The following is a 26636-nucleotide window of genomic DNA, read 5'->3' as shown; positions in this document are numbered from 1 at the left end:
AACGGCGCCTTCAGCGCATTCAAAAGCTCCTGGCCAGTCAGGACCTTCTGATCATCGACGAACTCGGCTTCGTTCCCCTCAGCAAGACCGGCGCCGAGCTGCTCTTCGAGGTCATCTCGCAACGATACGAGCGCGGCTCCATCATCATCACCTCAAACCTGCCGTTTGACGAATGGACCGAAGTCTTTGGCTCGGAACGCCTCACCGGTGCCATTCTCGACCGCCTGACCCATCACGTCCATATCCTCGAAATGAACGGCGAAAGCTTTCGGCTACGCGAAAGCCGCAAAGCCCAAACCTGAACTCCATATACCCGGAATCAAAAGGGCTGACCTGCGGCCAGCGCGCCTTGGCACACGTCAGCTATCTGGAGAGCACGCGCGCCAAGGCGCAGCCAAACCGAGACCAAACTGACCAATTTTACACCGGGAACTTGGCCAATTTTGCTCCGGGATTGACATGGCAAGGCGTCACCCTACGAGGACTGGACCAGGGACGACCTTTATGATCGGGCGCAAGAGCTTGATATCGAGGGTCGTTCGGACAGGACAAAGTCCGAGCTTATCTCGGCGCTGCGAGACCGTTGAACGGATAGATCAGCGCGAAAATAAAAAAGACGTCTGCGCCGCACAAGTGCGCTTGAAGGAGAAGTTATGGGTATTGAAATCACAGGCATCGGAGGTCTGATCCTCCTGATTTTGGACATTTGGGCCATCGTTTCGATTGTCGGTTCAAACAGCACAACCGGATCAAAGGTGCTCTGGTGCCTGCTCGTGCTGATCCTGCCGCTGGTCGGCTTCATCATCTGGCTCATCGCCGGGCCGCGTTCGGCCAAAGCAAGCGTCTGAATCCGACAAAGCCCCGCACATCGCGCGGGGCTTTTCTTTCGGCGCGGGCCATTCAGTGACAACTCAGCGCGTTTGCTGAATGCTCTCGATATATTCCAACAACGCGACCAGCTTGCGTGGCGTGGGCGTCATCACCCCATCCCCGGTGTCCAGCGGAACCAGATCCCCCTCAAGCAACGCACCGAATTCCGGCATGTCCGGACCCTGCAAATCCGCTTTGGTATAGCCGTCAATTTTGGACAACACCTGGACCCTTGGAAAACTGCCGTCGTTGCGGGCGGCGATCAATGTCAGATCAAGCGGCGGATTGCGCATCGCGCGGGCCATCGGTCCATTGCCCTTGGCGTCCGCGCCATGACAAATCGCGCAGTTTTCCATGAACAGCGCGCGACCATCGCTGACCTGGGGCATTTCCTCTGGCGTACATGCCGCGATCAGACCAACTCCAAGCATTCCGATCATCAGGCTGAAAATTTGTGGGCGCATTCTGGCCTCCTTGCTCGAACAGGGTCAGAGTGCCTGTCTTTGCACGCCCGCGCAACCACACGCAATTGGTACGGCCACGCCTTGCGAGGTGACACTCGGCGCAACTCGGCGCATTGTCCGCGCAAAACCTGCCTGAAGGAATCGTCCATGCCGATCTACGCTTTGACAATGCTTGTCGCAGGGATCGGTATTCCGCTTCTAGCGGCGCTGAATGCCGCCCTTGGCGTGCGCATCGGGTCTCCGGCGGCTGCCGCGACGGTGCTGTTCTGCGTGGCCCTTCTGGCAACCAGCATCGTGACGCTTGCCACTGGCCCAAAAGCGCTGATGGGCATTCCGCTTGCACCAAGGCACTTGCTGCTGGGCGGGCTACTGGTGGCGTTTTATGTGCTGTCGATCACCTATATCGCGCCGCATTTCGGAATCGGCAACGCGGTGTTCTTCGTTCTTCTGGGTCAGTTGATCTCGGCCGCCCTGATTGACCATTTCGGTCTGTTTGGCGCGCGCATCAGCCCTCTGACCCTCACCCGCGCCACCGGACTTGGTGTGATGACGCTGGGTGTCTGGATCACCCAACGCGCCTGAACGTCAGTTGACCTGCAACCCACTGATTGACGCGCGGATGCGGCTGTTCGTGTCGTCACTGTCCCCCGACACGGCAATCCCCACAAGTGCTGCAGCGCCACCGCCAAAGGCATTGGCATAGTCCCGCGTCAGATTGACCGTCTCACTGGCGCTTCCGGTGCCAGAGCCGCGCAACACCACGGTCCTGCCCCGGTCGCCAAGATACGGGCTGCCCAGGACCGCACCGCGATCATGTGCTCCGCCCCAGACATAGACCAACACACGCGCCGCATCGTTGGTCAAAAGCTTGCGCACACTGGCACCTTGCAACGCCTCGGCCTGACCCTCCGGCAGGAACACGAAATAAAGCGCAAGATTGCGGTCATCGCCCCCCTTCTTGCGCAGATCCGTGGCCGGTACACCTTCCTGAACGCTCCACGACCATTTGGCCGAAGACGCATCCCAATAAGTCTGCGGCAACGCGCGATAGGCCAGGGACACGGACCCATCCGAGGACACAGTGACAGAATTGCCGTTGAACCCGTATGTGTTCGAGGAAAACAACGAAAACTTCTGTGTCTTCCAGGATCCGTCAAAAGACACAGGCGCGGCAAAGGCGGGCAGCGACACGAGCGACAGGGCAGCGGCAACAAGACAACGAAACATGAACAAACCCCTTTTCTATGGGGATGTCGTACCAGCCTTGCCCCCTCGCCCGCATCAAACGTTCGCGTGAGCCGTCTGTCATGTTAGACCCGGCGCGCGTTGAAGGCGTTAACCTTGGTTAACAAGACCTTTCGGCAAGGCAGGGGCAGCCGCGTGCAGACACCACGATCAGATCGGCGTGAGAACACCCTGATCCATCCGCAACTGCCGGTCCATGCGCGCTGCAAGCGCCATGTTATGTGTTGCAATCAAAGCCGACAGACCGGTTTCCCGCACCAGAGTCATCAGCGCGTCGAACACCGTGTCCGATGTTGCCGGATCAAGGTTTCCGGTTGGTTCATCCGCCAATAGAACGGAAGGCTTGTTTGCCAAAGCCCGGCAAAACGCCACGCGTTGCTGCTCACCCCCCGACAGCTCGGCCGGACGGTGATGCCCCCGCTGGGCGATCCCGACAATCTCAAGCAACTCCAACGCCCTGGCGTCCGCCGTTCGGCGTGCGACCCCGGCCGCCAGCTGTGGCAGCACGATGTTTTCCTGTGCGCTGAATTCTGGAAGCAGGTGATGGAACTGGTACACAAACCCGACCTGATCCCGCCGCACCACGGTACGCATGCGATCCGACGCGCCCGTGATGTCCTCCCCCGCGATCTCGACTGTCCCGGCATCCGGCGTGTCCAGCAGACCCGCAATGTGCAGGAGCGTGGATTTCCCGGCCCCGGACGGTGCCACCAGCGCCACAACCTCGCCACGGGTCAGCGTTGCATCCACTCCCCGCAACACATCGACCGCCGCGGGCGTGCCGGCATTGTAGGTCTTGGTGATCCCCGACAATCGCAGCGAAACATCACTCATAGCGCAACGCCTCAACCGGATTCATCCGCGCGGCACGGCGCGCCGGGAAGATCGTGACGATGAAACTCAGCCCCAGCGACAGCGCCACGGCGCTCAGGACATCCGCCAGTTTCAACTGCGCCGGAAGCTCGTAAATTCCGCGCACCGCCGGATCCCAGACCCCGCCCCCTGCGACGTAGTTCACGAAGGAAAAGATCGGATCGATATACAAAGCAAAGAGACACCCCAGGATCACTCCGGCCATAGTGCCAAGAAGTCCGGTAAACGCCCCGCAGATGAAAAACACCCGCAGCACCGATCCTTCAGTCAACCCCATCGTGCGCAGGATGCCGATGTCGCGGCCCTTGTTCTTGACCAGCATGATCAAGCCCGAGACGATGTTCATCGCTGCAATCAGAACAAGGATCGACAGGATGATGAACATCACGTTGTCCTCGATCTCAAGCGCGCGCAGGAAGCCTCCGCTGGCGTCCTGCCAGGTCCAGACCAGCGCCCGCTCCCCTGCGGCGCGCACAATCGGGAGCGTCATGTCTTCGACGCGGTCTGGATCGGCGACCATCACCTCGATTTCGTCCGCCGCGCCTTCGCGGTTGAAATACAGCTGCGCCTCGGCAAACGGCATGTAGACCCGTGTCCGGTCTATGTCATAGCGCCCGGCGGTAAAGACATAGACAACCTCGTAAGCCTTGACGCGGGGACTGGTGCCAAACGCCGTCCGCACCCCGTCCGGCGAGATCAGCCTGATCCTGTCACCCAGCGCGACACCCAGTTCCCGCGCGACACCGGACCCGATGGCGATGCCCTCGGGAAACCGGGCCAGATCCCCTTGCGCGGTGTCCGGATCCGCGATGCGCGGAATGGTGGCCAAATCCTCGGGCGCGATGCCGAACACTTCGACACCCGCATTGCGGCTGTTGGCAGTGGCCATGACCTGACCCTTGACAAGCGGTGCTGCGCGGGCGACGCCCGCAACACCTGCGACAGTGTCGGACAAGGTCGCATAATCCGGGATGCTCCGCGACACGCGGCCAACATCATCGGTTTCAGCGGTATAATACACCGTAACATGAGCGTTCGCGCCAAGGATCGTATCCACGAATTCGGCGCGAAAACCGGACCTCACGGCCAGCGTCGCAATCAGCGCAAAGACGGCCAGCGTGATGCCGATCAGGCTGATCCATGTCATCACGCTCACCCCTCCCTCGGCGCGGCGTGCGCGCAGATAGCGCCATGCGATCATCCATTCAAAGGGGGCAAACGGTGCCGGGGTCTGGGCCATGTGAGGTCTCGACGGTAAGGAACAGGTCGATAAGTGGCGGCTTGGTCCGGGCGGGTCAACCCGAGAAGGATAGGACCGGTCTGGACCTTTTGTTTCGCACGCGAAACATTGGGTCAGAAGCACTTACCTGAACCGACACCAGATCGGGCGACAAAGACACATTCCAAAGTCAGCGCGCCAAACAGAACACTTTGTTTACCTGTTGTTGAGAAGACCTTCTTGGGGCCAAGATTTTTCGTACGAAAAATCTCACCCCAAAGAATTTTCGTACGAAAATTCTTCGACGCTTGTTCAATCTGATCGCTCTTGGCATAGACAGGGCATGACCGGACCCAGATACCCAGACCTGATCGCAAAGCTGCCCTCGAGCGTGCCGTTTGTCGGCCCCGAAGTGCAGGAGCGCCAGCGCGGCGTGCAATTCCAGGCCCGCCTTGGAGCCAATGAAAACGTGTTTGGCCCCTCGCCCTTCGCGGTGGCCGCGATGCAGGAGGCAGCGGGACAGTGCTGGCAATATGCCGATGCCACGAATTACGATCTGATCGGAGCGATCTCGACCCGATTGGGCGCACGGCGCGACAACATCATCATCGGTGAAGGCATCGACGGGTTGCTGGGCTATCTGGTTCGGCTTCTGGTCGCTCCGGGCGATCCGGTTGTGACGTCGGACGGCGCTTATCCCACCTTCAACTATCACGTCGTGGGATTTGGCGGGACACTGCACAAGGTGCCCTTCAAGAACGATCACGAGGATCTGGACGCCTTGATGGACCGGGCGCGCAACGTGGATGCCAAGCTGGTCTACCTGTCCAATCCGGACAATCCGATGGGCAGTTGGCACAGTGCCGCCAAGATCGAAAAAGCACTTGAAGCGCTTCCCGATGGCACCTTGTTGCTGTTGGATGAAGCCTATATCGAATTTGCCCCGCACGGCACCGCGCCGCAGATTGATCCGGACGACCCCCGTGTGATCCGCCTGCGGACCTTTTCCAAGGCCTTCGGCATGGCAGGGGCGCGTGTCGGTTACGGGATCGGTGCGCCGGAGTTGATCAAGAGCTTTGACAAGGTCCGCAACCATTTCGGAATGTCACGGATTTCGCAAGCCGGTGCCCTTGCCGCCTTCGAAGATGAGGGATGGCTGGCCGAGGTCATCACCCTTGTGGCCGACGCCCGCGACCGGATCGGGACCATCGCCAGGGCCAACGGTCTGACGCCTCTGCCTTCGGCCACCAATTTCGTCACACTCGATTGCGGACAGGACGGTGGCTTTGCCAAGGCAGTTCTGGCTGCGCTGATTGATCAGGGCGTGTTTGTCCGAATGCCGTTTGTGGCGCCGGGGGATCGCGCAATCCGGATCAGCGCGGGACGGCCGGTCGATCTTGATGTGCTGGAAGAGGCGCTGCCCAAAGCTCTTGAAAAGGCACGTCACTAAGCCGCTTCCGGGTCTTTTCACGGAAATTTTGTCTATCGAGGTCAGTTTGCCGCTGACGAGACGGTTTTCTGCGCTAAACTGATGTCGTAAAGGGACAGAAGACGTGCGGAGACAGCGATGGATGATCAGCATCCCAGACGGGTCGAGGATTACACAACCGTCAGCCTTGTCATGATCTTGGTGAACCTGCTTTGGATCTTTGGTGTGATCTGGGCGCAGTTCGGCCTGTTGGTGGTGATCCTGACCGGTTGGGGGCTCAACCACGGGATCGCCCGGCTGGCACAATATCGCGCCAGCCGCGAAATTCGGTGGCCTTCAGACGCCTGAGATCACCTTTGCCGCTTCGGTGACGCCGCCCGCGCGATGCGGAATGTCCAGCGCGCCAAGCCCGGCCTCGACCGCGCCCAAGAGCCCGAGAATCATATGTGCGTTGACATGGCCCATATGCCCGAAACGGAAGAATCCATCGCTTTTCGGATCGTCCTCTGACCCCATGCCCAGACCGATGCCCAGCGTCACGCCGGCTTCGTGCGAACACCAGCGGCGCAGCCTTGTTCCCAGCGGATTGCCGATGGACAGCGCCGTCACCGCATGGCTGCGCAGTGCCGGGTCAGGCACGTTGAGTTTCAACGGCCCGTCCTGGCCCCAATGTTCGCAGGCGGCCCAGATGGCGCGGGCCAGCGTTGCGTGGCGATCCCAGATCGCGTCCAGCCCTTCGGCGTGAATCATGTCGAGCGCGGCGCGCAAACCGTAAATGTGATGCGTCGGCGCGGTGCCGCTGAAATACTGGTAGAACGCTTCGGGCGCGATGCGCTGGGTCCAGTCCCAATACATGCTGACATGTTTCAGGCGTTGGCGCGCCTCGACGGCCTTGTCGTTGAAAAAGACGAAGCCAAGGCCGGGTGGACACATCAGACCTTTTTGCGAACCGGTCACTGCCACATCAACGCCCCATTCGTCCATTTCGAACCGGTCGCAGGCCATGCCAGCGATGCAATCGGCCATCAGCAGGGCCGGATGATCCAGATCGTCGAGGATGCTGCGCAGCGGCTGGAATGCGTTTCGGTTCGAGCTTGATGTGTCGACAAACACGGCCAGAACGGCCTTGTAGCTGTGGGTATTGTCGGCTTCGAGCGTCTGCACCACGCGGGCAAGATCGAAGGTTCCGCCATTGGCGAACTGAAGGATATCCACCTCGATCCCGCGCGCCCGCGCGATGTTCGCCCATCCCAGCGCAAAGAACCCCGTGGCCAGTATCAGGATCTTTTCCCCGGCGGCCACCGTGTTGGCAAGCGAGGCTTCCCATGCGCCGTGACCGTTGCTGATGTAGATGGCCGCGTGCCCCTCGGTGCGGGCAACGCGTTTGAGGTCGCGCATGAGGTCCGGCATCATGTCGGGCAGCTCGCCTTCGTAAATATTCGGCGAGGCGCGGTGCATGGCCCGAAGAACGGCATCCGGCACCACCGAGGGGCCGGGAATGGCAAGATATGTGCGACCATGGGCAAGCGACATGAGAGACCTCGTCAAGATGGGAAAAACCCGTCGAGACGACCGGTTCGGCGCAACCTACCCCGTTCAGCCGCACGGTCAATATCGCGCAGTGCTTGCCAGCGCGCGCCACAGTCTCTACATCCGCGCCTGATGTGAAAGGGACCGGATGTTGGGACGACTTTGGACAAGGATCGAAGATGCAGAGCGCAAGCTGCGTCGGTCGTTCGGCAAGGACATCACCGACCCGGCCGCGCGGCGCTGGTCGGCGTTCCATTATCATTTCTTCGACCACGCCTTCCTGCGCACCTTCTGGACGAATTTCTTCGAGATCGCGCCGGGGGTCTACCGATCGAACCAGCCGACACATGCGCGGTTCGAGAAATACCATGGGATGGGCATCAGGACAGTTGTGAACCTGCGCGGCGAAGACAAGTATGCGCATTACCTGTTCGAACGCGAAACCTGCGAGGCATTGGAGCTGAACCTTGTCAATGCCAAGCTTTGGGCGCGCAATGCGGCCAGCCGCCACCGGATCGTGCATGTCATCGACACGCTGCGTGTGGCGGAAAAGCCGTTTGTGTTTCACTGTAAATCCGGTGCCGACCGCGCCGGGTTTGTTGCTGCCATGTACCTGATGATTTTCGAAAACCAACCCGTAGAGGTGGCGCGCAAGCAATTGTCGCTCAAGTATATTCACCTCGATTTCACCGCGACCGGCGTGCAGGACTACATCCTTGATGTCTATGCCGCGCGCACCGCCCGCGATCCCATCGGGTTCGAAGACTGGATCCGCACCGAATACGATGCCACCGCCATTCAGACCGGGTTCGACGCCAAGACACCGGCTGGAAAATTGACGCTGCCTGCGACGCTGGTGTCATGACCGAGGCCGCGGTCAATCCGCGGGGCCTGCTGGCGTGGGTGTGGCGCGGCTATCTGTCCAAACACTGGCGGCTCTTGCTGGTGGCGATGGTGTTCATGGCGCTCGAAGGCGGCATGTTCGGGGCGCTGTCCTACATGATGAAGCCGATGTTCGACCGGGTTTTTGTCGGCGGAGAGGCGGATGCCATCGTCTGGGTTGGTCTGCTGTTTCTGGGCATCTTTGTCATCCGGGCGGTGGCAAGCATCATTCAAAAGGTGCTGCTGACCCGGATTTCGCAGCTGTCCGTTGCCGATATCCGTCAGGATCTTCTGGCGCATCTGCTGGTCCTGGACACGCAATATCACCAGACCCATTCGCCCGGCTACCTGATGCAGCGGGTCGAAGGCGACGTGGACGCGATCAGCAAGGTCTGGCGCACCGTCATCACCGGGGCGGGGCGGGATGTGATCGCGCTGATCTCGCTGTTTGCGGTGGCGATTTCGGTGGATTGGCGCTGGACCCTGGTGGCGCTCCTGGGGGCACCGATCCTGATTGCTCCGTCGATGATCCTGCAACGTTATGTGCGCAAGAAGGCGCGTCGTGCGCGGGATGTGGCGGCGAAACTGTCGATCCGGTTGAACGAGGCATTCCACGGAATCATTCCGGTCAAGCTCAACGCGTTGGAGCGCTACCAGTCGAACCGCTACCGAACGCTGACTGAAGAGCGGGTGAGCGTCGAGACCAGCAGTGCCCTGGGACAGGCGACCATCCCTGGACTGATCGACATCATGGCCGGTCTGGGGTTCATGGGGGTGCTGTTCTACGGCGGAACTGAAATCCTGTCAGGCGAGAAATCAGTCGGTGATTTCATGGCCTTCTTCACCGCAATTGGCCTGGCGTTTGAACCGTTGCGGCGACTGGGGAATATGGCGGGTGTCTGGCAGGTGGCCGCCGCCGGGATCGAACGTATTCGCCAGATCCTTGACACGGAGCCGGGCTTGCGCAGCCCTGCAAAGCCGCTTCCGCCACCACAGGGCGTTCCTGAGATTCGACTTGAAGACGTATCCGTAAGTTACGGTGAAACAAGCGTTCTTAACGGATGCAGCTTTATAGCCGATGCCGGAAAGACCACCGCGCTTGTTGGTCCTTCGGGCGCGGGAAAATCTACCATCTTCAATGTATTGACCCGACTTGTTGATCCAACACATGGACAGGTGACGCTAGGGGGCGTTCCTGTTTCGAGTATTGCGCTTGGCGATCTGCGCGGGCTGTTTTCCGTCGTGTCGCAGGATGCGCTTTTGTTCGACGATACAGTGCTTGAAAACATCCTTCTGGGTCAGACCGATGTTTCTGAACAGAAGCTTAAGCGCGCGCTGGATGCAGCGCATGTGTCTGACTTCCTGCCGCAATTGTCCGACGGGTTGAACACGCCTGTCGGCCCCCGCGGTTCGGCCCTGTCGGGAGGGCAGCGTCAGCGCGTGGCAATTGCGCGGGCAGTGCTGCGCGACCGGCCCATCCTGCTGTTGGACGAAGCGACGTCGGCGCTTGACACCGGGTCGGAGGCCAAGGTCCAGGAGGCGCTGGATGACTTGTCCAAGGGGCGCACCACCTTGGTGATTGCACATCGCCTGTCGACGGTGCGCGATGCGCACAAGATTGTCGTGATGGATCAGGGGCGTGTGATCGAACAGGGCACCCACGATGCGCTTCTCGAACGTTCGGGCAGCTATGCGGCGCTGCACCGGATGCAGATGCGGGACTAGACGCCCAAAGCGGCCTGGGTGTTTTTGTCCCAACCAAGGTACAGCGCGTCCTTGTCGGCAATCAGCGGGCGCTTCATCAATTTGGGATGTGCAACCAGCAGCGTCTTGGGGTCCATCGCCCGCTCTGCATCGTCCAGCCCGCGCCATGTGGTCGAGCGGGTGTTCAGCACCGCATCGCCAAATTTCTCAAACGCGCGGTCCAGAACCGGCTCTGGCACAGCGGTTTGCGAGACATCGACAAGGTCTGCATTCGGTAGCGCCTTCAAGGCCTTACGGCAGGTATCGCAGGTCTTCAGCCCATAGAGGATCATGGTCATCTTCCCTTTTGACCTGTGGTGACGGCTTTGCGTCACGCGTTTAAAGTGCATTTAATACTTGCCTTAACGTCACATCGGCCAATGTCATATCAGGTGACGGTGTGTCGCAGATTGCGGATCCGGTCACAACCACAGCGGCCCACAGAGGTCAGACATGACGACAAGAGGAGACACGGGATCATGCCGAACGGTACCGTGAAATGGTTTAACGCAACCAAAGGCTACGGCTTTATTTCCCCCGAAGATGGCGGCAAGGATGTGTTTGTCCACATTTCCGCAGTGCAGCAATCGGGGATGGAAGGGCTGGCCGACAATCAGAAGGTCAGCTTCGAGATGTCCGAAGGCCGCGATGGCCGGATGATGGCGTCCAACATCACCGAGATGTAGCGATCACGCGGTTTGCAGACGGTGCGCCTCTTGTCGGGCCAGCCGGATCAGCTCCGACACGAACGGCTTGTCGATATCCGCCGTGCGGGTCGCAGCATATAGCCGCCGCGTGACACCGTTTTGGGTCAGCGGTCTGGTGACATAATCCGAGCTGTACTTGACCTCGCGCACCACCCAATCGGGCAGGACAGAGACGCCCCTGTTCGATGCGACCAGAAGAAGGATCACGGCCGTCAATTCAACCTGACGGACGCCAGCCGGTTCGACCTTGGCGGGGATCAGCAATTGGCTGAAGACGTCAAGCCGCGATCGTTCCACCGGATAGGTGATGAGCGTTTCGCCCCGAAAATCCTCGGCATCGACATAGGGTCTCTGGGCCAGGGGATGCGCCGCCGAGGCGACAAAAACGGCATTGTAGTCAAAGAGTTCCGTAAAGGTCACACCCGGAATATCCTCTGGGTCGGAAGACACGACAAGGTCCACATCCTCTTTTTGCAGCGCTGGCAAGGCATCGAAGGCCAGACCGGGGCGGATATCGACATCCACGTCCGGCCACGTCTTGCGGAAGGCCTCAAGCACCGGGAACAGCCATTCGAAACAGGCGTGGCATTCGATGGCGATATGCATGCGGCCTGACGATCCGTCGCGCAGACCTTCGAATTCGGCCGCCAGCGCTTCGACCTGCGGCAGCACCTGATTGGCAAGACGCAGCAGGCGCATGCCCGCCGCCGACAGGCGGATCGGTTTGGAACGGCGCACAAACAGTTCGACCCCGGCCTGATCCTCGAGCCCCTTGATCTGATGGCTGAGGGCCGATTGGGTGATGTTGAGCTGATCGGCAGCGCGGGCCACGCCGCCACATTCATGGATGGCCTTGATCGTGCGGAGGTGGCGAAATTCAATGTGCATTATCGATCCGGCTCATGTTCAAGATTAGATTTATGAGTTTGTCTCACAATGCTGCATGTGCGACAAGTGGGTCAACGCCAATAAGGATCACGACAATGACTGCACCGGCTATTTCGTTCGAATTTTTCCCGCCCCAGTCGCTGGAAGCCTCTTTCCGGCTTTGGGACACGGTGCAGGTTCTTGCGCCGCTCCAGCCGCGTTTCGTGTCGGTGACATACGGTGCCGGGGGCACAACCCGCGACCTGACCCGCGAGGCGGTTGCCACCTTGCACAAGTCGTCGGGCCTGCCGGTCGCTGCGCACCTGACCTGCGTGAATGCGACCCGCGAAGAAACACTGGGCATCGCGCGCGATTTTGCCGCCGCCGGGGTGACCGACATTGTCGCGCTGCGGGGTGATCCGCCCAAGGGATCAACCGGGTTCGTGTCCCATCCTGACGGCTTTGCCTCAAGCGTCGAATTGATCGAAGGGCTGCGCGAAGCCGGGGAGTTCAACATCCGCGTCGGCGCTTATCCGGACACCCACCCGGAAGCCACAGATGCACAGGCGAATGTGTCCTACCTCAAGCGCAAGTTCGAAGCGGGAGCGTCAGAGGCGCTGACCCAGTTCTTCTTTGAGGCAGAGACATTCTTCCGGTTCCGCGATGCCTGCGAAAAGGCCGGGATCGACGCGCCGATCACTCCGGGTATCCTGCCGATCGAGAACTGGAAAGGCGCTGTGCGGTTTGCAAAAAGCTGCGGCACCCATATCCCAACCTGGGTTGTGGATGCGTTTGACAAGGCCGAGCGCGACGGGCGTGAAGACCTGCTTGCAACCGCGATCTGTGCCGAGCTGTGTTCGGAGCTGATCGACGGCGGAGTCGATACGCTGCATTTTTACACGCTCAACCGCCCGGAACTGACGCGTGATGTGTGTCATGCGTTGGGCGTCACACCCCGACTTGCCCTGAAGAACGTCGCCTAATCCGACGGACCACCCAGCGCGGATGTGAGCCTTGCCGCCGTGTCCTTGACCGATGCGGCAAGGCTTTCGATCCGTGCATCGGGAATACGCGCGGAGGGGCCAGAAATCGACACACCCGCAACAGGTTCGCCATGCATGTCGAACACCGGTGCCGCGATACAGCGCATGCCGTCGTTTTTCTCTTCAGCATCAAAGGCATACCCACGCTTTCGCGTAGCCTCAAGATCGGCGGCCAGCGCTTCGGCTGTGACCAGCGTGCGATCTGTGAACGCGGGCAGCTTGTGTTTGCGGATGATCGCCGCCACGTCCTTGTCCGACATCTGCGCCAGCAGCGCCTTGCCAATGCCCGAGGAATGCATCGGAGACATGGCACCTGGCGGGAAAAACGCGCGGATGTTGTGATGGGTTTCGACCTGGCTCAGGAACAGCACCTGCCCATCGCGGGACACACCCAGATTTGCCGTTTCCTCGGTCTCTTCCATAAGGCGGCGCAGGAACGGACGGGCACGCTCGACCAGGGAGGTGCGGCGCAAGAAGCGCGATCCGATGTGAAACGCCCCTGCCCCGATATGCCAGGTTTGCGCGATCGGATCGAAATCAACCATGCCGCGCGCCTCGAAGGTCGACAGCACCCGGTAGACCGTGGCGGGCGACTGCTTTAGGTCTTCCGACAGATCGGTCAGCGTCGCACCGCCCCATTCGCTGAGCCGTTCAAGGATCACAAGCGCGCGGTCCAGTGACTTGATCTTGTTCTGCTCGCTTGTGTCGCCCCACGCACGGGGACGCCCGCGCGCCCGGCGCTCTGGACCTGATTCTGCGTTCATCATTGTCTCGATACAAAAAACATTTTTACAATGTGAAAAAATCAGAGTTGAAATGCAAGCCGTAACGCACAGTTGCGGTTCGAGCAGGAAAAGGATTTGAAAATGCGCATCGTGATTCATGGGTTCGGTCGGATTGGTCGCGTGATCCTGCGGCAGATCCTGACGACGCCTGCGCATGCGGATATCGACGTTGTCGCGGTCAATGACATCGCCCTCCCCGAGACCTGCGCGTATCTTTTCAAGTATGACAGCGTGTTCGGCCCCCTGCCCGGCGGTGTGACCTTTGCGGACGGTCAGCTGCACGCCGGGGGGCGGTCGATTCCCCTTTTGACCGGGGTCAAGATGGCCGATCTGCCATTGAGCGAGGTCGATCTGGTGCTGGACTGCACCGGTGCGTTGAAGGATCGCGCCACCGCCGAAGCCGCGCTTCATGCGGGCGTGCGGTCGGTTCTGGTGTCCGGTCCGGCCGATATTGCCGATATCACAATCGTGCGCGGGGCCAACGAGGATCTGCTTGGCGATTCCCGCATTGTGTCAAATGCCTCCTGCACGACCAACGCGGTGGCCCCGCTGCTGCGCGATCTTGATACGCGGTTCGGGCTGATCCAGGGCCATATGACCACCATTCACTGCTATACCGGCAGCCAACCGATGGTGGATGCGCCGCGCGGACCGGACCTTGCCCGCAATCGCGCGGGCGCGGTAAGCATGGTCCCCACAACCACAAGTGCTGCACAATTGATCGACCAGGTTCTGCCCGATCTGGCCGGTCGCGTGACCGGGGCGGCTGTGCGCGTGCCCGCCATCAGCGTGTCGGCGGTTGACCTGGTGGTGCGGTTGGCGAACCCGCCAAAAGATGCCGCCGACGCCCTGCGCACCCTTGCCGGGGACAACCCGGTGATCGGACTGGTCGAAGACCCGTGTGTGTCCGTCGATCTGCGCGCGCGCACGGAATCGCTGGTCATTGCCCCGAACGAAACACTGGTTACGGGCGATCAACTCCGCATTTTCGGCTGGTATGACAATGAATGGGGGTTTTCGGCCCGGATGCTGGATGTCGCGAGAATGATGCACAAACGCGCCAGGTAGCCCAAGATTGTTGCCAGAGAGCCCGGATTGGATTCTAATACCCCGTAAAGAACAGGCGCAAATGCCAATCAGAGGCCATCGGAGCAGCAGATGGACAAAGGAACCGAAATCTCTGTCACGGACGGGGTCGCGCAGATTGCGCTGGACGCCGGACCGTCTGCGCGCCTCAGCCTTCACCTTCTGAGCGCGTTGGATGTCGCCTTCACCCAGCTTGCCAAGGACGATGCGGTGCAGGTGATCGTCTTCCGGGGCAAAGGCCCCACCTTCCCGTCCGGCGTGACCGATCCGCAGGGCGGCGGCGATGACCGGGGCAATCTGTTGTCGGATCTGTGCCTGCGGATCGAACGCTGTGTCAAACCCGTCATCGCGGTCATGAACGGAGTTGTGGTTGGCGGTGGTGTGGAGCTGGCTCTGGCAGCGCATTACCGCCTGGTCCACGCACACACGCGGCTTGGATTTCCAAATGCGCGCCTTGGACTGGTTCCGCACGCGGGGGCCACGCAACGCCTGCCCCGACTGGTCGGAGCGGACATGTCGCTGGAGCTTTTGCTTGGCGGTACATTGGTTCCGATCACATCGGGCAAACTCACCGCGCTGGCGGATGAGCTGTTCGAAGATGCCCCCGACGACGCCATAACGCGATTTGTGGCCGCACATCCCGACGGTCTTGCCCCGCGACCCACGGCAGAGCGCCGGTCCGGTTTCACCGATGCCAAGGCCTATCAGGCGGCGTTGACCCGCATGCGTGCTTCTGTGGAGGCCTCTCCCGAGGTGGCGCCAAGGCACATTCTGTCAGCCGTCGAGGCGGCGATCCTGCTGCCGATTGATGCCGGATTGGCTTATGAACAGGCTGCCGCAGAGGATTGCGCAGACACCGATCAATCCAAGGCGCTGGCCCATCTGTTCCATGCAGAGCAAGCGGTCAGCACACACACCCGCCGCACCGACTTGCCCGATATCTCGACTGTTGCGGTTCTCGGAGGGAGCGCGAATGCCGTTCAGATCGTGCTGGCCGCGCTGGATGCCGACCTTGGCGTGAACTGGGTGATCAAGGATCCGGCACAGCAACGCGACAGCGTCGGTCATGTGCGCGCCGTGGTGCAAGAGGCGGTGCGGTCCGGCAAACTCGACGAGGAGCGGGCAAAACGAAGCCTCGATGCGCTGCGCTATGGCGACGGGGCGCAGATGATCGACGGGGCCGACATTGCCCTGCGCGCGACTCGGGGCCAGCGCGGGGTGCATCTTCCGCCGCAGATGCCGGTGGCGCATTGCCTGCCCGGCACCGATCCACGGCTGGCGCTGCAGTTCTTCCCGACCGCCAAGACAGCGCGGCTGGTAGAGGTGATCCTTGGCCCCCAAAGCACCGAAGGCGATCGGCTTGCCGGGCTGGCCCTTGCACGACGCCTGAACAAGCTGGCGGTGGTGGAAACGACGTCCGGCATGGGGCTGTATGACCGGCTGATCCAGATTTTGTTACAGGCGGCAGACAGCCTTGTCGATCTGGGCCAGTCCCCTTTCACCGTTGACGCCGCGATGCGCGCCTGGGGCATGGTCCATCCGCCATATGAGCTGGCTGACAGCATCGGGCTTGAGGCTGTATCGCGCCACAAACGCGCCGAGGGGTGCCAGAACTGGGCGGATCTTCTGGTGCAACTGGGTCGCAAGGGCCGCGTCGACGGGCGGGGGTTCTACACCTATGCGCCCTCATCGCCGCCCAAGGCCGACGCAGAGATCCTGCAACGGATCTACCAGCGGCGTGTTCCGCAATCCGATATGCCTGCAGAGCAGATCGTGCGCCTTGTTCTTGGGGCGATGGCAAGCGAAGGCGCGCGGGCCTTGCGCGAGGGCGTGGTTGCCCGCGCCGGCGATATCGACATCGTGTCGGTCTTTACCCAGCTTGTGCCGAACTGGCATGGCGGTGTCATGCATGCCGTTGGCGAAGGTGGTCTGCTCAGGACGGCACGCGCGATGGAAGGTCTGGACCATCCGGACCGTGCATTATGGACACCAGACCCGGTTTTTGGCGACCTGATCAAGTATGGGCGCAGGTTCGACGATCTTTGACGGGCTCAGCCCAGAAAGATGCCCAGGATCACCATCATCAACCCCAGCACCGACACAAACAGGGATCCAAGGTTGATCGGCATCACCTTTTGCACTTCGACCCGCAACCCGTCATCGCCCAGCCCCGCTTTGCGCGCTTTTGCGACGCGAACAATGCAATAGACCAGCCCGCACAGCCCCAGAAAAGACAGCGCAGCCCCTGACCAGATCAGTATGTCCATGATGTGCCCTCGAAGTGGTCCCGACCCAAGCGGCGGTAATTCATCACCCGCCCGCTGACAAGCCCTTGAAGGCGAGACCCGCCATCGCTACGACACCACTCAAACCGAACAGGAGCCCGTCATGGACGACAGCGCAATCGAAGCCAACTACCGCGTCACCGCAGATGAGCTGCGCCAGTTCATCGAACGGATCGAACGGCTGGACGCGGAAAAGAAAGACATCGCCGAACAGCAAAAAGAGGTCATGGCCGAAGCCAAGGGGCGCGGATATGACACCAAGGTGATGCGCAAGGTCATCGCGCTGCGCAAACGCGAACCCGACGACATCGCAGAAGAAGAGGCGGTTCTGGAGATGTACAAAGAAGCGTTGGGGATGAGCTGAGGGCGGCCACCGAGGTGCCCTTGCCTCGCACGCCCATCAAAGGCGGCAAGACCTTGCCGCCTTTCAGGTGTGAGGCCGTTGTATAAACGGGTCAGCTGATTGCACCGCTCCTGAGACGACCAACTGAACCCCACGGCCAGAGGCCTGCATCTGACCGCTCCCCTCTTGCAGCCCCCCTGCATTTTCGTCGCCCCGGCATCCTGGCATTACCGATGATCGGAAGTCGGCCGGCGAAAAAGAAGCGATTGCACAGTGTAAACAAGTATCGCGGCACCCACGGCACCCGCAGCGGCGATGCCCAGGAAAACGATCACATCCACTGGTCCGCCAAGGTTGCGCAGTTCGGAGCTGGTCATCACCAGCACGAACCAGACCGCCGCAATCGCACCAACGGGCATCGACAGCTGTGCCAGCAGGAACTTGTGCCACGAAATGCTGTGATCGCGTATGAGCACATAGAGATAGGCCACCGTCACAATCACCGCGACGACAACCATCGTCCAGAACAGGCCACGCCCGAAGATTTCCTCGAACACGGCCAGCAGGGTTCCGAATGTCAGATCTTTCATGGGGTCTCTCCTTCAGGCCCGACCGCGCAGCATGGCGTTATAGGTGGCCTTGAGCGCCACCTCCTTCATCAGCCAGCTGATCCACAGTTCTTCCAGCGGGGCGATGATGCCCGGGAACGACGGGACAAGATTGTTGTGGTAATCGAACTCGACCAGCATCGCGCGTCCGACGCGGGTGATCATCGGGCACGAGGTGTAGCCGTTATAGGTCTCGGTGGTCTCGCGGCCTTCTATGGCGGCAAGGATGCCATCCTCGACCACCGGCACCTGCCATTTCACGGATGCGGCGGTCTTGCCCTTGGGCACACCGGCCACGTCCCCCAATGCCCAGATCGTGTCGTAGCGCAGGTGGCGCAGGGTGGCCATGTCACACTCGACCCAGCCCTGATCCGTCCACTTGTCAGCCCAGCTGAGTCCCGACTGTCGGATCACCTCGGGTGCGCGCTGTGGCGGGATGACGTGGATATAGTCATAATCGCGGGTCACGCTGCCGTCCGGCGTGTCGAATGTGGCTGTCTTGGCCCCGGCGTCGATGCCGCGAAGGACGTGCGAATAAACCGGGGTGATGCCCCGGTCGCCGAACAGCATCCGGACCTTTTCCGACACGATGGGCACGCCGAACAAGCTGTTGTTGTTGGCCATGTACTGCACGTCGAGCTTGCCGCGGTTTCCGGCGGTGCGGGCGATGTCGTCGATCAGGAACGTGTGCTTGAGAGGGGCACCGGCGCATTTCATCTCGGTCGCGGGTCGCGTGAACAGGCCGACACCGCCGGTTTCCGTATAGGCCTTCGCGGCCCTCCAGGTGGCGGCGGCGTATTGCGGCCCGGCATAAAGCGCGCCGATGCCGTTCTGCCCCACCATGTCGAGCGAAAAGCCTTCGATCGCGTCGTGATCCAGCACCAGACCGGGAGCGACAACAAGGAAGTCGTAGGCCACGGTTTGACCGCTTGTCGTGGTGACGGTTTTCCCTTCGGGATCAATTTGGGCGGCGGCCTCGGCGATCAGGGTCACACCGTCAGGCAGCCAATCGGTTGTTTTCGACACGACATAATCGGCAGGCTTCAGACCGGCGGCGACAAGCGACAGGCCGGGCTGATACAGATGCTCGGCACGCGGGTCGATCAGCGTGATGTCGGCACCATCCAGCCGCGTCACCAGCCGGTTTGCAAGGGCGGTCCCACCAGCCCCTGCGCCGATGATGACAATGCGCGCCTTGGTGGCGACCTGCGCGCGGGCCTTTTCGGGCGCAGCCAGCATCGCCGCCGCAGCCCCACCAGCGGCAAGCCCGAAGAACTGTCTCCGTGTTGCGGTCAACTTTGTCATCAAGCCCTCCTCGAGAAATATTCTGCATCCAGAATATGACACTCTCGCAGGTTTGGATTTGATATGTATCAAACCCATCAAATACAGACTCGCCGCAATCGAATGGAGGTACGGGCCGTGACCGCATTGACCGTGACGTCAGCACCCGGCGATCCGCAGTTTGTCTTGGTTCAAGCCTTCCCAGGCATTGATCGAGTTTGGGTTCCGCCCCCTTCAGGGCGCAATCAACGTCACACCCGGCATCCGCCCGATCTCGAACAGGTCTTCTTCGTATTGCTCGGTCATGGCGTGAACCAGATCCTGGTCCCATCCGGGCACATCCAGCTCATCTTCGATCATGGTGTCGTCGGCATATTTATCAAGAAACGCCACCATCACCCGCCGGGTCTGGATTTCGGTAAGACCGGGGGAGTCGGCCAGATAGGTGCGAAACCGCGTCATACCTTCTTTCGACATGATATCCGCCATCCGCGCATAAGCCCCGATGATCGGATGTGTCGGTTCGACCCCGGCGAATTCCCGGATCACCTCACCCCAGATCAGCGGGCTGTCCTCGTCGCACCAGACCGTGACCGGCATGTTCGGCAAGGCGGTAGTGATCCGCCCGATCAGATCGGACCAGCGCAGTTGCGACGGGTCCAGCCCGTTCAACAATGCGCCAAGACTGTCATGCGGGGTCGCGGTCAGCAGTGCGGGAAGAAAGGTTGCCGGATTGCGCAGCGCGATGAACACCTCGACCGAATCCTGCGCAAAGATATCGCACAGGGTGCGCAGTCGCTGTTCGGCCTTGCGATAGACTGTGCCGCCTTGAAACGCGATCTTGGGCACCGAAAACAGGTTCTCGTGCGACAGGATCAGCCGATCCACATGGCCCGTGTCCTCGTCCAGTATGCTGTCCAGCAACACATCGCGCGTGTCGGGCGACGGCCTCCCGTCCCCCAGAGCATTGAGCATTTCCGAGATCAGCTTGCGATATTTTCCGGGTCCGGGAATCGCGACCCCCTCGGGACGCAACCCATCGCGATTGCGCAAAAGCGTCTTGAACAGCCGGTCGCTGTCGGTCTGGTGAAGGCCTGTGTGAAGGACAACTTGCATCGGTTTTCTTTTTTCTCGCTGCCTGACTGCATTATAGGGGCCAAGGCGTGGATGAAAACCGCGTTTGACGTCACCGCGCAAATCGCAATTTTTCGCCAGATTGCCTCTTGCACAGCCGCGCGACACTCAGTAATCACGCCACCGGAGCCCCTATAGCTCAGCTGGTAGAGCAACTGATTTGTAATCAGTAGGTCCGCGGTTCGAGTCCGTGTGGGGGCACCATTTCTTCAGCTAACTCATTGGTATCACTCCAGCTTTTAGCCACTGCCAGGAGCCGCAGACCATTTCGCACCCAATTGCTTTGGTCAAAGATGGGTATTTTCACATCGGCGTTTGCAGCCCGAAAGATCTGAAGCACCCCTGTACCTTCCCCCGGATCGCGTCGTCGCGTCTCATCAAATCTTTGAAGATTACAGAAATACGGACCAGAAAAGAAGCCGACGACGGTCCCCGATTCAGGCGAAGTCGCCACCCAGTTGCAGCGAGCCGTGCAGGCCACTCGAGGTCAGGTGCATGTGTCGAGATGTCCATGTGATCGCGCCGGTGAAATGGTTGACCAAATCGCCCAGCCCCGGTGCCGCATCAAGCGCCTGGTCCTGAAGGCTGGTGATCGCGAAGTGGCCGATCATGGCGAACATCATGGCCGCAATTGCAATCGCCGCCGCACCATCCGTCAAGACGATTGCGACGAGGCCGACAACAGCGCCAACAATTGTCAAAATCGTTTTCAGGATTTCTACACCCGGCTTGGACCAATGGCCTTTCTGAATGCTGGGTTTGCGGCTTTGTTTGTAATTGATGATCTGCTTGCCCTTCCTGTTCCTGCCGATCTCAAGTTCGTAATAGGTCTGGGAATAGCAGGTGCCGTAGATACCTGAAGACACCTCGACCTGTGTGCTGGTGGTCACGACCAGTTCGTTGCCCTTCACCTGACAATCGAAGCTCAGAAGTTCGGGTGTATAGTCTGACCCGTTGTGGCTCACATGTGGCAGCATGATCGACATATCGTCTTTCATGCGCAGGCTTCGGGCATCTTTGGACATCTCAAGCATACTGGCCTTCAAATTAGGCCACATATGCAACAGCCCCGGCTGAACCATATCCAGTAAAAACCGTTTGCGCCGGATCAGAAATGCCGCCCCAGCGCCGTCGGGAATGGCATAGCTGGAGGCCTGTTGGATGTCGGGTGCCTTGTCCGGCGACGTCATCGACAGGACCGCGAGAAAGCCGGAACTTTTGTCAATCGTGTCGCACACCGCGTAACTTGTCGTGTGCGGCTTGGTGAAGGCAAAGTCGCCGTGATCAATCTGCGTGTTCAGATCAACAAACGCGAAGATATGTTCGAACACCTGAATCTGCGTCAAGGCCCAAGTGTCCAGACAGGTCCGGATCGGGGTCGATGCGTCTGGCTCTGACAGGGGTTTGACGTAATCGACATTGACGATGCTGGCGATCGGATCCTGCGGCGTCGTGCCAGCGGTGCGCAGCTTGAGCGCATGCCTTTTGGTCCCTTTTGCGGGGGGCGGCAACGAATTCCCGTCAGCGTCCTTGGCGGGACCAGTGTGCGGCAGCAGCGCAAGCTTGACGGCCACGGTCATCGTCATTTCATCACAGGTGACCGTTCCGGGCTGGCCTTTGAAAACGTAATGCGCCGTCATGCCAGTCATCGGCAAAAGGAAATGCACGGCGTCTCCATCCCCGCCGGGAATGACCTTCCAATCCCCAAAGGTTGCCGTCACCGCGAATTTGAACATGCCCGAAGGAGGACAGTTCAACTGTTTGGGTGTGTTTCCGCTTTTCTTGATCGCCGCATTCAGTTCATCGTAATTCAGCGCAAAAACGGTGTCCCAATCCAAGGTGGACGCTTCTTCGGTCGGCAGATTTGCGAATTCGGCCAGCAAGGGATTTTCAATATAGGTTTGCATCTCGTCCCTCACATCGTGCGGTTGAAATAGAGCAACAATGACTGGGCCAGCCGGACATGTTTGAGCTCGGTGCCTTTGACACCCGGCCATTGTTCAGCCCCCAGAACGTTCTCAAGAAAATTGTTAAGGTCTGGCAAAGCGTCTGGATCAAATTCCTGATCATTGGTCAACTTGATCATGTTGTCAGCGTAAGCGATCATCGAAATTGCGGACAATATCCCTGCCTCGGATGCAAAGCGCATAAGGTAAACGCCGTATTTGACATCAAGAACTGTTTGGCCTGAGCCGGTAAAGGCAGCAGCCGCAGCGAGGTTGCCGGAGTCCGACACGGTCTGAGACACCGAGTTCATTGCTTCCTCACCGTCCGCCGCAATATTGAGAACGTCATCGGTGCCATTTATCCATGCGGTTACATTGTTCGCGGCTTCAGTCGCCTCCGCCGCGTTTACAATCCACTTGCCAGCAGCAAATGCTCCCAGGGACACAACGGACAGCACCATGCCGACAATTTGCGTCCAGCGGTCAAATTCAACCGCCGTCCGGTCAGGCTTGGCCGAAATATGGGGCCGCTCGATATCCGGGACTTCCTTTTTCTTTTTCTGCGCCTTGTAGTCATTGGTCGTCATCAGGACCGGCTGACCCTTGGTATTCTTTCCCAGCTTGAGATACACGTTTTGCGTGAAATTGAGTGTGAAGACATCATTGCCGACCAATAGGGGATGATCCCATGTCAAGCCGGTGAATTCCGCCTGCAACTTGTCCTCGACAACACGCATGGTCAGGCCCTTCTTGGGAACAGTCGGGCTGACCTTCGTTCCGTCCTCCAACGTGAAATCGCCCCAGACCAACAGCTTGTTGTTGGTGACGATCAACTCGTCACCGACAATGTCGAAATCTTCGGGTTTGGCCCCTTTGAAAATCTTTGCGGCGCCGTGCTTGAGAAATTTCTCTGCAAAGCGCGGTCCACTTATCGCGAAGATCGAATTTACCCCAGCTGGCCAATCATCCGCAATGGCGCCGTCGATCTGGTTGGCCAGTTTCGCCCATGACGGGTTCTGTTTGTCGGTCTTGCACAAAGCGGCAAAGTACCCGTCCCCCCCGGAATTGGTGAGCGACGCATAAGACAACAAGGTTGGCTTGACCCATTGATAGTCCCCATGCGCAGCTTTGACGTTCAAGAGCGCAGAGTGAAACACGGGGTTAAACGCCTGAAGGTTCTTTTTTTCGTTGAACCACAATTCGAACAAGGGTTTGAACGGTCCGACCAAGGATGCCGGTTCAATCGTGTCCACCGTGACGGCGTCAATGTGGTTCTGCGGCTGATCCTGCATGAAAAGCGCATGCGGTACGCCGGGTTGGGATGGATCGGCGGTCTTGTCTTTCAACTTGAGCGCCGGCGCTTTGACCGACTTGATCGTTACGGTGATGTAGACTTTTGTGCCTGCAATCGGGGGGTTATGGGCCTTCGGATCAGGGTACTGGCCGCCCCTGGCATCCGTTGCATGACCGGATTTCAGCGTACAACACAAACGCACGGCACCACCGACAAAGTGCTTGTCCGGTATAAGATCCCAACTGTCCCAGACGCCTTGGATATCACCATTCCATTTGGATTGCTGATCCAGATCAGGCAGCTTTATGTTCTGCCCTTTGATGACTTTGTTCATCCCGTCCATGGTCAGGATACTGGCGGTATCCCAGCCCTCAAGCCCGACCTGATGGGGACCATCGGCCGCTTGGAGTTCGATATCCGGATCGGGGAAGGCACATCCTTCAGGCAAGAAACTCATTACAAATTTCCTTTCGACGATGATTTGACAGTTGATGACTTCAGTTCACCCTGAAGCAAAAGCGCGCCCTGCAGGTTGGCGGTCTTGAGATCGAACCCGGTGGTTTCGGGCCAATCGAAGGGAGATAACGCGGTCTTCAGGAAATTCTGGACCGTGGCTTCAAGGCCAAGAACATCCACATCACCACCTGCGAATTTCTTGATATCTTCGGCCGAAAGGTTGAGCTGTTTGACATGATCGAGACCTGCCATTGCCCGTAACCCGTGCAACGCGACGCCCCAATGCGCCGTGTACAAGAGCGACCCTGACGCCAGCGCTTTCGTTGGTTTCGCGGCCAGTTCTGCTTTCACGTCTGCGTCTGCATCTGCATCTCCGAGAGCGAAAAGTGACAGCGGGGCGTTCACATCATCATAAATATTGTTGGCAACATCAGCTTGCACATTGTCGTAAATGTTTTGTGGCGGGGGAAACCGGTCATACTGAGACGCTTCTTGAACAGCCGGCATCCCAAAGTCGGCCTCACCATTATTGTTTTGCATGTCCTGAAGGGCGACATCGCCCGCAGCTTCTGCGTCGGAACCTGCTGCGGCGACGCATCGCGTGACCCCGTAGATGGTCAATCCACCCAACACCAAACCGACGACACCACACGCCAAACCAATCCAGAGCATGGTCTTGTCTTGTGTTGGTGGGTCAAGCTTCATGCTGACGGTCCATTTGTCGATAACGTTTGTCCAATCGACAATTTCGCCCTTGGACTTTGGTTGTTTTCCAAGCGGATCATTGAAGGTCGGAACCAGGATGTGCGATCCGTCAGCACGCTCCTCAAGTGTGAGAAACATGGTTTGCTGATACCCAAACGTGACCTTTTCGTTTTGTTTGAGCACCTGATTTGCGAAGTCGAAATGTAGACCTGTGTACTCGATTGCGATTTGCCTGCCGACAATCCGCATCGTGAATCCACCCGGCGGCACAATCGGTTGCACCAAATCCCCCGCCTGGGCGAGCTTGGTCGGGCGCAGTTTGAATTCGGCACCGTTGGTCACCACCCGTTTGGCGCCGTCGATCTGGAAATCCGGTCTTTCACCATCCGCCGCCGCGCCATAGGCTCCGGCCAGCAGGATCTCTTCGGTCAGGCGTTCAGCAGAAATGGCAACAACGGCATTTTCCGTCGGCTGAAGATTGGCCATCAGGTCCGGCGACACCTCTGCTGCAAGGGTGCTTTTGTCGACCGTGGACTTGGCCGTCTGGTTCAGCACCGCAAAGATCGCGTCCGCGCCGCCCGGCGACGCCGCCGGAATATCGGCAACCGCGTAATCCGAATAAACCGGCGCGATCCACTTCATCGTGTCCTTGATATCGCCGTTTTGCGAAGCCAGCTTGGCATAATCAATAGCATGGAAAATGTTGTCGAATTTCGACAGGTTGGCCGGCTCGTTGAGCCATGCATCGAATGCCGACCGGATCGGCGGGACCACAGCCAGCCCATTGCGCGTGATCGAGGTGATCGTGACAGCTTCGGTCGTCGCCCCCGGCTGGTCGTTGACCATGAGCGCCTTGGTCTTGGTCCCGTTGTCTTTTTTCTGCAACGTCACGCGCGCGGTGATCTTGACCCCCGCCAGATCCTGCGTGCGATCAACCGTGTCGCTGATCTTGATGCCTTTTTCGAAACCGGTCGGAAGCGGGTGAACAAAAGGTTCTTGCCCAAGGTTGATCTTGGCTTTCGCCTGCGAATAGACGCCAACCAACGGGTAGAGATCCTGCGACACGTCGAAGGATGTCAGTGCGCCAGTGTTGTTCTCCGGATCGGCATTTGCCCCTTGCCATGTCCCGTCCGGAGCGCGCAGCCAGACCTGACCATTGTCGAAATCCACAGCCATGCCGACTGTGCTGTTCGGATTGGTCCAGCGGGCACCGTTTTCCGTGTTACCCTGGGCATCCACAACGCCTTTCGGCTGCCCGCCATAAAAGATGGCCCCGTTTGACCGGTACGAAATCGAATGCGCGTCGGTCCAGAAGTTCGAATCCGGAGCATCAAGGCGGGCCAGTCCGATCAGCGCGCCAAAGCCATTGGTTTCAAGCGTGACCTCAAAATAGATTTTTCCTGCCTTGACGGTTTGTTCACTAAAGGCATGCGCATTGAGGTTCTTCAAATCCTGCGCCTCGAGTGTCAGCTGGTCTGCTCCTAGCGAGACATTGCCCTGCGTCGTGGCGTTGGTCTTTGGCGGGCTGAGCTTGGCATAGCTCGGGCTCAACATCGTGTAGGTAGTGGACCCCGATTTCACGGGCAACTCCATCATCACCTCGTTGCCCATGCCGCCGGTCGTCAATTGCCATGTGTCCCAGGCACCGTCGATTGTTGCAACACCGGCTGGCGGCACCGGGGACTTGTTGTCGAACGTCTTGGGGGTCTTGTCCTGGATCGCGACGGATCGATTGACCCCCTTGAACGTGGTTGCGTTGACGATGTCCCATTGGAACAGATTGACTTCACCAGCGGTTGTTGTCGTCAAAAGTTCGACTGTCTTGGAATAGTTCATAA

General features: G+C 59.4%; 28 protein-coding genes, 1 tRNA gene and 1 pseudogene. 15 read left to right on the top strand and 15 right to left on the bottom strand.

What is annotated here, in order from left to right:
- The 3 genes and pseudogenes from ACTIEN_RS12300 to ACTIEN_RS12290 all read left to right on the top strand — a co-directional run.
- A partial coding sequence (locus ACTIEN_RS12300; RefSeq protein WP_439523435.1) for an ATP-binding protein occupies positions 1-302 on the top strand: 302 nt, incomplete at its 5' end.
- A 159-nt stretch (positions 303-461) separates the two neighbouring features.
- Positions 462-587, top strand: a pseudogene (locus ACTIEN_RS12295) (Rho termination factor N-terminal domain-containing protein); the annotation flags it as partial.
- 66 nt (positions 588-653) lie between these two features.
- Entirely contained in the window at positions 654-848 is a 195-nt protein-coding gene (locus ACTIEN_RS12290; RefSeq protein ID WP_439523434.1) for a PLD nuclease N-terminal domain-containing protein, read from the top strand.
- 63 nt (positions 849-911) lie between these two features.
- Here the strand turns inward: ACTIEN_RS12290 and ACTIEN_RS12285 are convergent, their stop codons facing one another.
- The gene (locus ACTIEN_RS12285) at positions 912-1334 is read right to left on the bottom strand and encodes a c-type cytochrome (protein WP_439523433.1); all 423 of its coding nucleotides are present in this window, start codon (positions 1332-1334) and stop codon (positions 912-914) included.
- A 147-nt stretch (positions 1335-1481) separates the two neighbouring features.
- Between ACTIEN_RS12285 and ACTIEN_RS12280 the strand changes: the two genes are divergently transcribed.
- Positions 1482-1916, top strand: coding sequence for a DMT family transporter (locus tag ACTIEN_RS12280; protein WP_439523432.1), 435 nt, complete (start codon positions 1482-1484; stop codon positions 1914-1916).
- 3 nt (positions 1917-1919) lie between these two features.
- Here ACTIEN_RS12280 and ACTIEN_RS12275 read toward each other — a convergent pair whose 3' ends face one another.
- The 3 genes from ACTIEN_RS12275 to ACTIEN_RS12265 all read right to left on the bottom strand — a co-directional run bounded on the left by ACTIEN_RS12275 (position 1920) and on the right by ACTIEN_RS12265 (position 4692).
- Positions 1920-2561, bottom strand: a complete 642-nt coding sequence (locus ACTIEN_RS12275; protein ID WP_439523431.1) for a DUF3047 domain-containing protein — start codon at positions 2559-2561, stop codon at positions 1920-1922.
- 168 nt (positions 2562-2729) lie between these two features.
- Entirely contained in the window at positions 2730-3413 is a 684-nt protein-coding gene (locus ACTIEN_RS12270; protein ID WP_439523430.1) for an ABC transporter ATP-binding protein, read from the bottom strand.
- Entirely contained in the window at positions 3406-4692 is a 1287-nt protein-coding gene (locus ACTIEN_RS12265) for a lipoprotein-releasing ABC transporter permease subunit (protein ID WP_439523429.1), read from the bottom strand. Before ACTIEN_RS12265 ends, ACTIEN_RS12270 begins: the two co-directional genes overlap by 8 nt.
- A 322-nt stretch (positions 4693-5014) precedes the next feature.
- Between ACTIEN_RS12265 and ACTIEN_RS12260 the strand changes: the two genes are divergently transcribed.
- Positions 5015-6121 carry a pyridoxal phosphate-dependent aminotransferase gene (locus ACTIEN_RS12260; protein WP_439523428.1) on the top strand — a complete coding sequence of 369 codons (1107 nt, stop codon included), beginning with the start codon at positions 5015-5017 and terminating at the stop codon, positions 6119-6121.
- 117 nt (positions 6122-6238) lie between these two features.
- Positions 6239-6448 (top strand): histidinol phosphate aminotransferase, encoded by a 210-nt coding sequence (locus ACTIEN_RS12255; RefSeq protein WP_439523427.1) that lies wholly within the window; start codon positions 6239-6241, stop codon positions 6446-6448.
- Here the strand turns inward: ACTIEN_RS12255 and ACTIEN_RS12250 are convergent.
- A complete protein-coding gene (locus ACTIEN_RS12250; protein ID WP_439523426.1) occupies positions 6437-7633 on the bottom strand; it encodes a pyridoxal-phosphate-dependent aminotransferase family protein in 1197 nt (398 codons plus the stop codon). The genes ACTIEN_RS12255 and ACTIEN_RS12250 overlap by 12 nt on opposite strands.
- Between ACTIEN_RS12250 and ACTIEN_RS12245 the strand changes: the two genes are divergently transcribed.
- From ACTIEN_RS12245 to ACTIEN_RS12235, 3 genes are read left to right on the top strand one after another with little or no spacing between them, the layout of a single operon-like run.
- The gene (locus tag ACTIEN_RS12245; protein WP_439523425.1) at positions 7632-7763 is read left to right on the top strand and encodes a hypothetical protein; all 132 of its coding nucleotides are present in this window, start codon (positions 7632-7634) and stop codon (positions 7761-7763) included. The two genes, ACTIEN_RS12250 and ACTIEN_RS12245, sit on opposite strands and share 2 nt — an antisense overlap.
- 15 nt (positions 7764-7778) lie before the next feature.
- Positions 7779-8495 carry a phosphatase domain-containing protein gene (locus ACTIEN_RS12240; protein WP_439523424.1) on the top strand — a complete coding sequence of 239 codons (717 nt, stop codon included), beginning with the start codon at positions 7779-7781 and terminating at the stop codon, positions 8493-8495.
- A complete protein-coding gene (locus ACTIEN_RS12235; protein WP_439523423.1) occupies positions 8492-10237 on the top strand; it encodes an ABC transporter ATP-binding protein in 1746 nt (581 codons plus the stop codon). The genes ACTIEN_RS12240 and ACTIEN_RS12235 overlap by 4 nt, the downstream gene beginning before the upstream one ends.
- On the opposite strand, the gene ACTIEN_RS12230 is transcribed toward ACTIEN_RS12235, so the two are convergent.
- On the bottom strand, positions 10234-10548 hold the full coding sequence (locus tag ACTIEN_RS12230) for an arsenate reductase family protein (RefSeq protein WP_439523436.1): 315 nt from the start codon (positions 10546-10548) through the stop codon (positions 10234-10236). The genes ACTIEN_RS12235 and ACTIEN_RS12230 overlap by 4 nt on opposite strands.
- Positions 10549-10734: 186 nt before the next feature.
- Between ACTIEN_RS12230 and ACTIEN_RS12225 the strand changes: the two genes are divergently transcribed.
- A complete protein-coding gene (locus ACTIEN_RS12225) occupies positions 10735-10941 on the top strand; it encodes a cold-shock protein (protein WP_439523422.1) in 207 nt (68 codons plus the stop codon).
- 3 nt (positions 10942-10944) lie between these two features.
- On the opposite strand, the gene ACTIEN_RS12220 is transcribed toward ACTIEN_RS12225, so the two are convergent.
- Positions 10945-11850, bottom strand: coding sequence for a LysR family transcriptional regulator (locus ACTIEN_RS12220; RefSeq protein WP_439523421.1), 906 nt, complete (start codon positions 11848-11850; stop codon positions 10945-10947).
- Between the two features lie 95 nt (positions 11851-11945).
- On the opposite strand from ACTIEN_RS12220, the gene metF reads away from it, so the two are divergent.
- Positions 11946-12812, top strand: a complete 867-nt coding sequence (metF, locus tag ACTIEN_RS12215; protein WP_439523420.1) for a methylenetetrahydrofolate reductase [NAD(P)H] — start codon at positions 11946-11948, stop codon at positions 12810-12812.
- On the opposite strand, the gene bhcR is transcribed toward metF, so the two are convergent.
- Positions 12809-13639 (bottom strand): HTH-type transcriptional regulator BhcR, encoded by an 831-nt coding sequence (bhcR, locus tag ACTIEN_RS12210; protein ID WP_439523419.1) that lies wholly within the window; start codon positions 13637-13639, stop codon positions 12809-12811. The genes metF and bhcR overlap by 4 nt on opposite strands.
- Before the next feature lie 99 nt (positions 13640-13738).
- On the opposite strand from bhcR, the gene ACTIEN_RS12205 reads away from it, so the two are divergent.
- Both ACTIEN_RS12205 and ACTIEN_RS12200 read left to right on the top strand, forming a co-directional pair.
- The gene (locus tag ACTIEN_RS12205; RefSeq protein WP_439523418.1) at positions 13739-14725 is read left to right on the top strand and encodes a type I glyceraldehyde-3-phosphate dehydrogenase; all 987 of its coding nucleotides are present in this window, start codon (positions 13739-13741) and stop codon (positions 14723-14725) included.
- A gap of 90 nt (positions 14726-14815) precedes the next feature.
- Entirely contained in the window at positions 14816-16789 is a 1974-nt protein-coding gene (locus ACTIEN_RS12200) for an enoyl-CoA hydratase-related protein (protein WP_439523417.1), read from the top strand.
- A 5-nt stretch (positions 16790-16794) separates the two neighbouring features.
- Here the strand turns inward: ACTIEN_RS12200 and ACTIEN_RS12195 are convergent, their stop codons facing one another.
- Complete coding sequence (locus tag ACTIEN_RS12195; RefSeq protein WP_439523416.1) at positions 16795-17010, bottom strand: hypothetical protein; 216 nt, start codon at positions 17008-17010, stop codon at positions 16795-16797.
- A 121-nt stretch (positions 17011-17131) separates the two neighbouring features.
- On the opposite strand from ACTIEN_RS12195, the gene ACTIEN_RS12190 reads away from it, so the two are divergent.
- Positions 17132-17392, top strand: coding sequence for a DUF2312 domain-containing protein (locus tag ACTIEN_RS12190; protein ID WP_439523415.1), 261 nt, complete (start codon positions 17132-17134; stop codon positions 17390-17392).
- Positions 17393-17598: 206 nt separating this feature from the next.
- On the opposite strand, the gene ACTIEN_RS12185 is transcribed toward ACTIEN_RS12190, so the two are convergent.
- The 3 genes from ACTIEN_RS12185 to ACTIEN_RS12175 form a co-directional block, all read right to left on the bottom strand.
- Entirely contained in the window at positions 17599-17961 is a 363-nt protein-coding gene (locus ACTIEN_RS12185; protein WP_439523414.1) for a DUF5368 domain-containing protein, read from the bottom strand.
- A 12-nt stretch (positions 17962-17973) separates the two neighbouring features.
- Entirely contained in the window at positions 17974-19284 is a 1311-nt protein-coding gene (locus ACTIEN_RS12180; protein WP_439523413.1) for an NAD(P)/FAD-dependent oxidoreductase, read from the bottom strand.
- Between the two features lie 213 nt (positions 19285-19497).
- A complete protein-coding gene (locus tag ACTIEN_RS12175; protein ID WP_439523412.1) occupies positions 19498-20379 on the bottom strand; it encodes a hypothetical protein in 882 nt (293 codons plus the stop codon).
- A gap of 146 nt (positions 20380-20525) precedes the next feature.
- Here ACTIEN_RS12175 and ACTIEN_RS12170 point away from each other — a divergent pair.
- A tRNA-Thr gene (locus ACTIEN_RS12170) sits at positions 20526-20601 on the top strand.
- A 233-nt stretch (positions 20602-20834) separates the two neighbouring features.
- Here ACTIEN_RS12170 and ACTIEN_RS12165 read toward each other — a convergent pair.
- Genes ACTIEN_RS12165 through ACTIEN_RS12155 form a run of 3 tightly spaced genes read right to left on the bottom strand, consistent with a single transcriptional unit; the run spans position 20835 to position 26634 of the window.
- On the bottom strand, positions 20835-22304 hold the full coding sequence (locus ACTIEN_RS12165; RefSeq protein ID WP_439523411.1) for a TULIP family P47-like protein: 1470 nt from the start codon (positions 22302-22304) through the stop codon (positions 20835-20837).
- A gap of 8 nt (positions 22305-22312) precedes the next feature.
- The gene (locus ACTIEN_RS12160) at positions 22313-24094 is read right to left on the bottom strand and encodes a TULIP family P47-like protein (protein ID WP_439523410.1); all 1782 of its coding nucleotides are present in this window, start codon (positions 24092-24094) and stop codon (positions 22313-22315) included.
- Positions 24094-26634, bottom strand: coding sequence for a TULIP family P47-like protein (locus ACTIEN_RS12155; RefSeq protein WP_439523409.1), 2541 nt, complete (start codon positions 26632-26634; stop codon positions 24094-24096). Before ACTIEN_RS12155 ends, ACTIEN_RS12160 begins: the two co-directional genes overlap by 1 nt.
- Positions 26635-26636 lie beyond the last annotated feature (2 nt).

Origin of the sequence: Marivita sp., assembly GCF_051859345.1 — a bacterium.
In the GTDB taxonomy this organism is placed as follows: domain Bacteria; phylum Pseudomonadota; class Alphaproteobacteria; order Rhodobacterales; family Rhodobacteraceae; genus Marivita.
The sequence above is the reverse complement of the archived record's forward strand: the minus strand, read 5'-3'. Positions and strand labels throughout refer to the sequence as shown.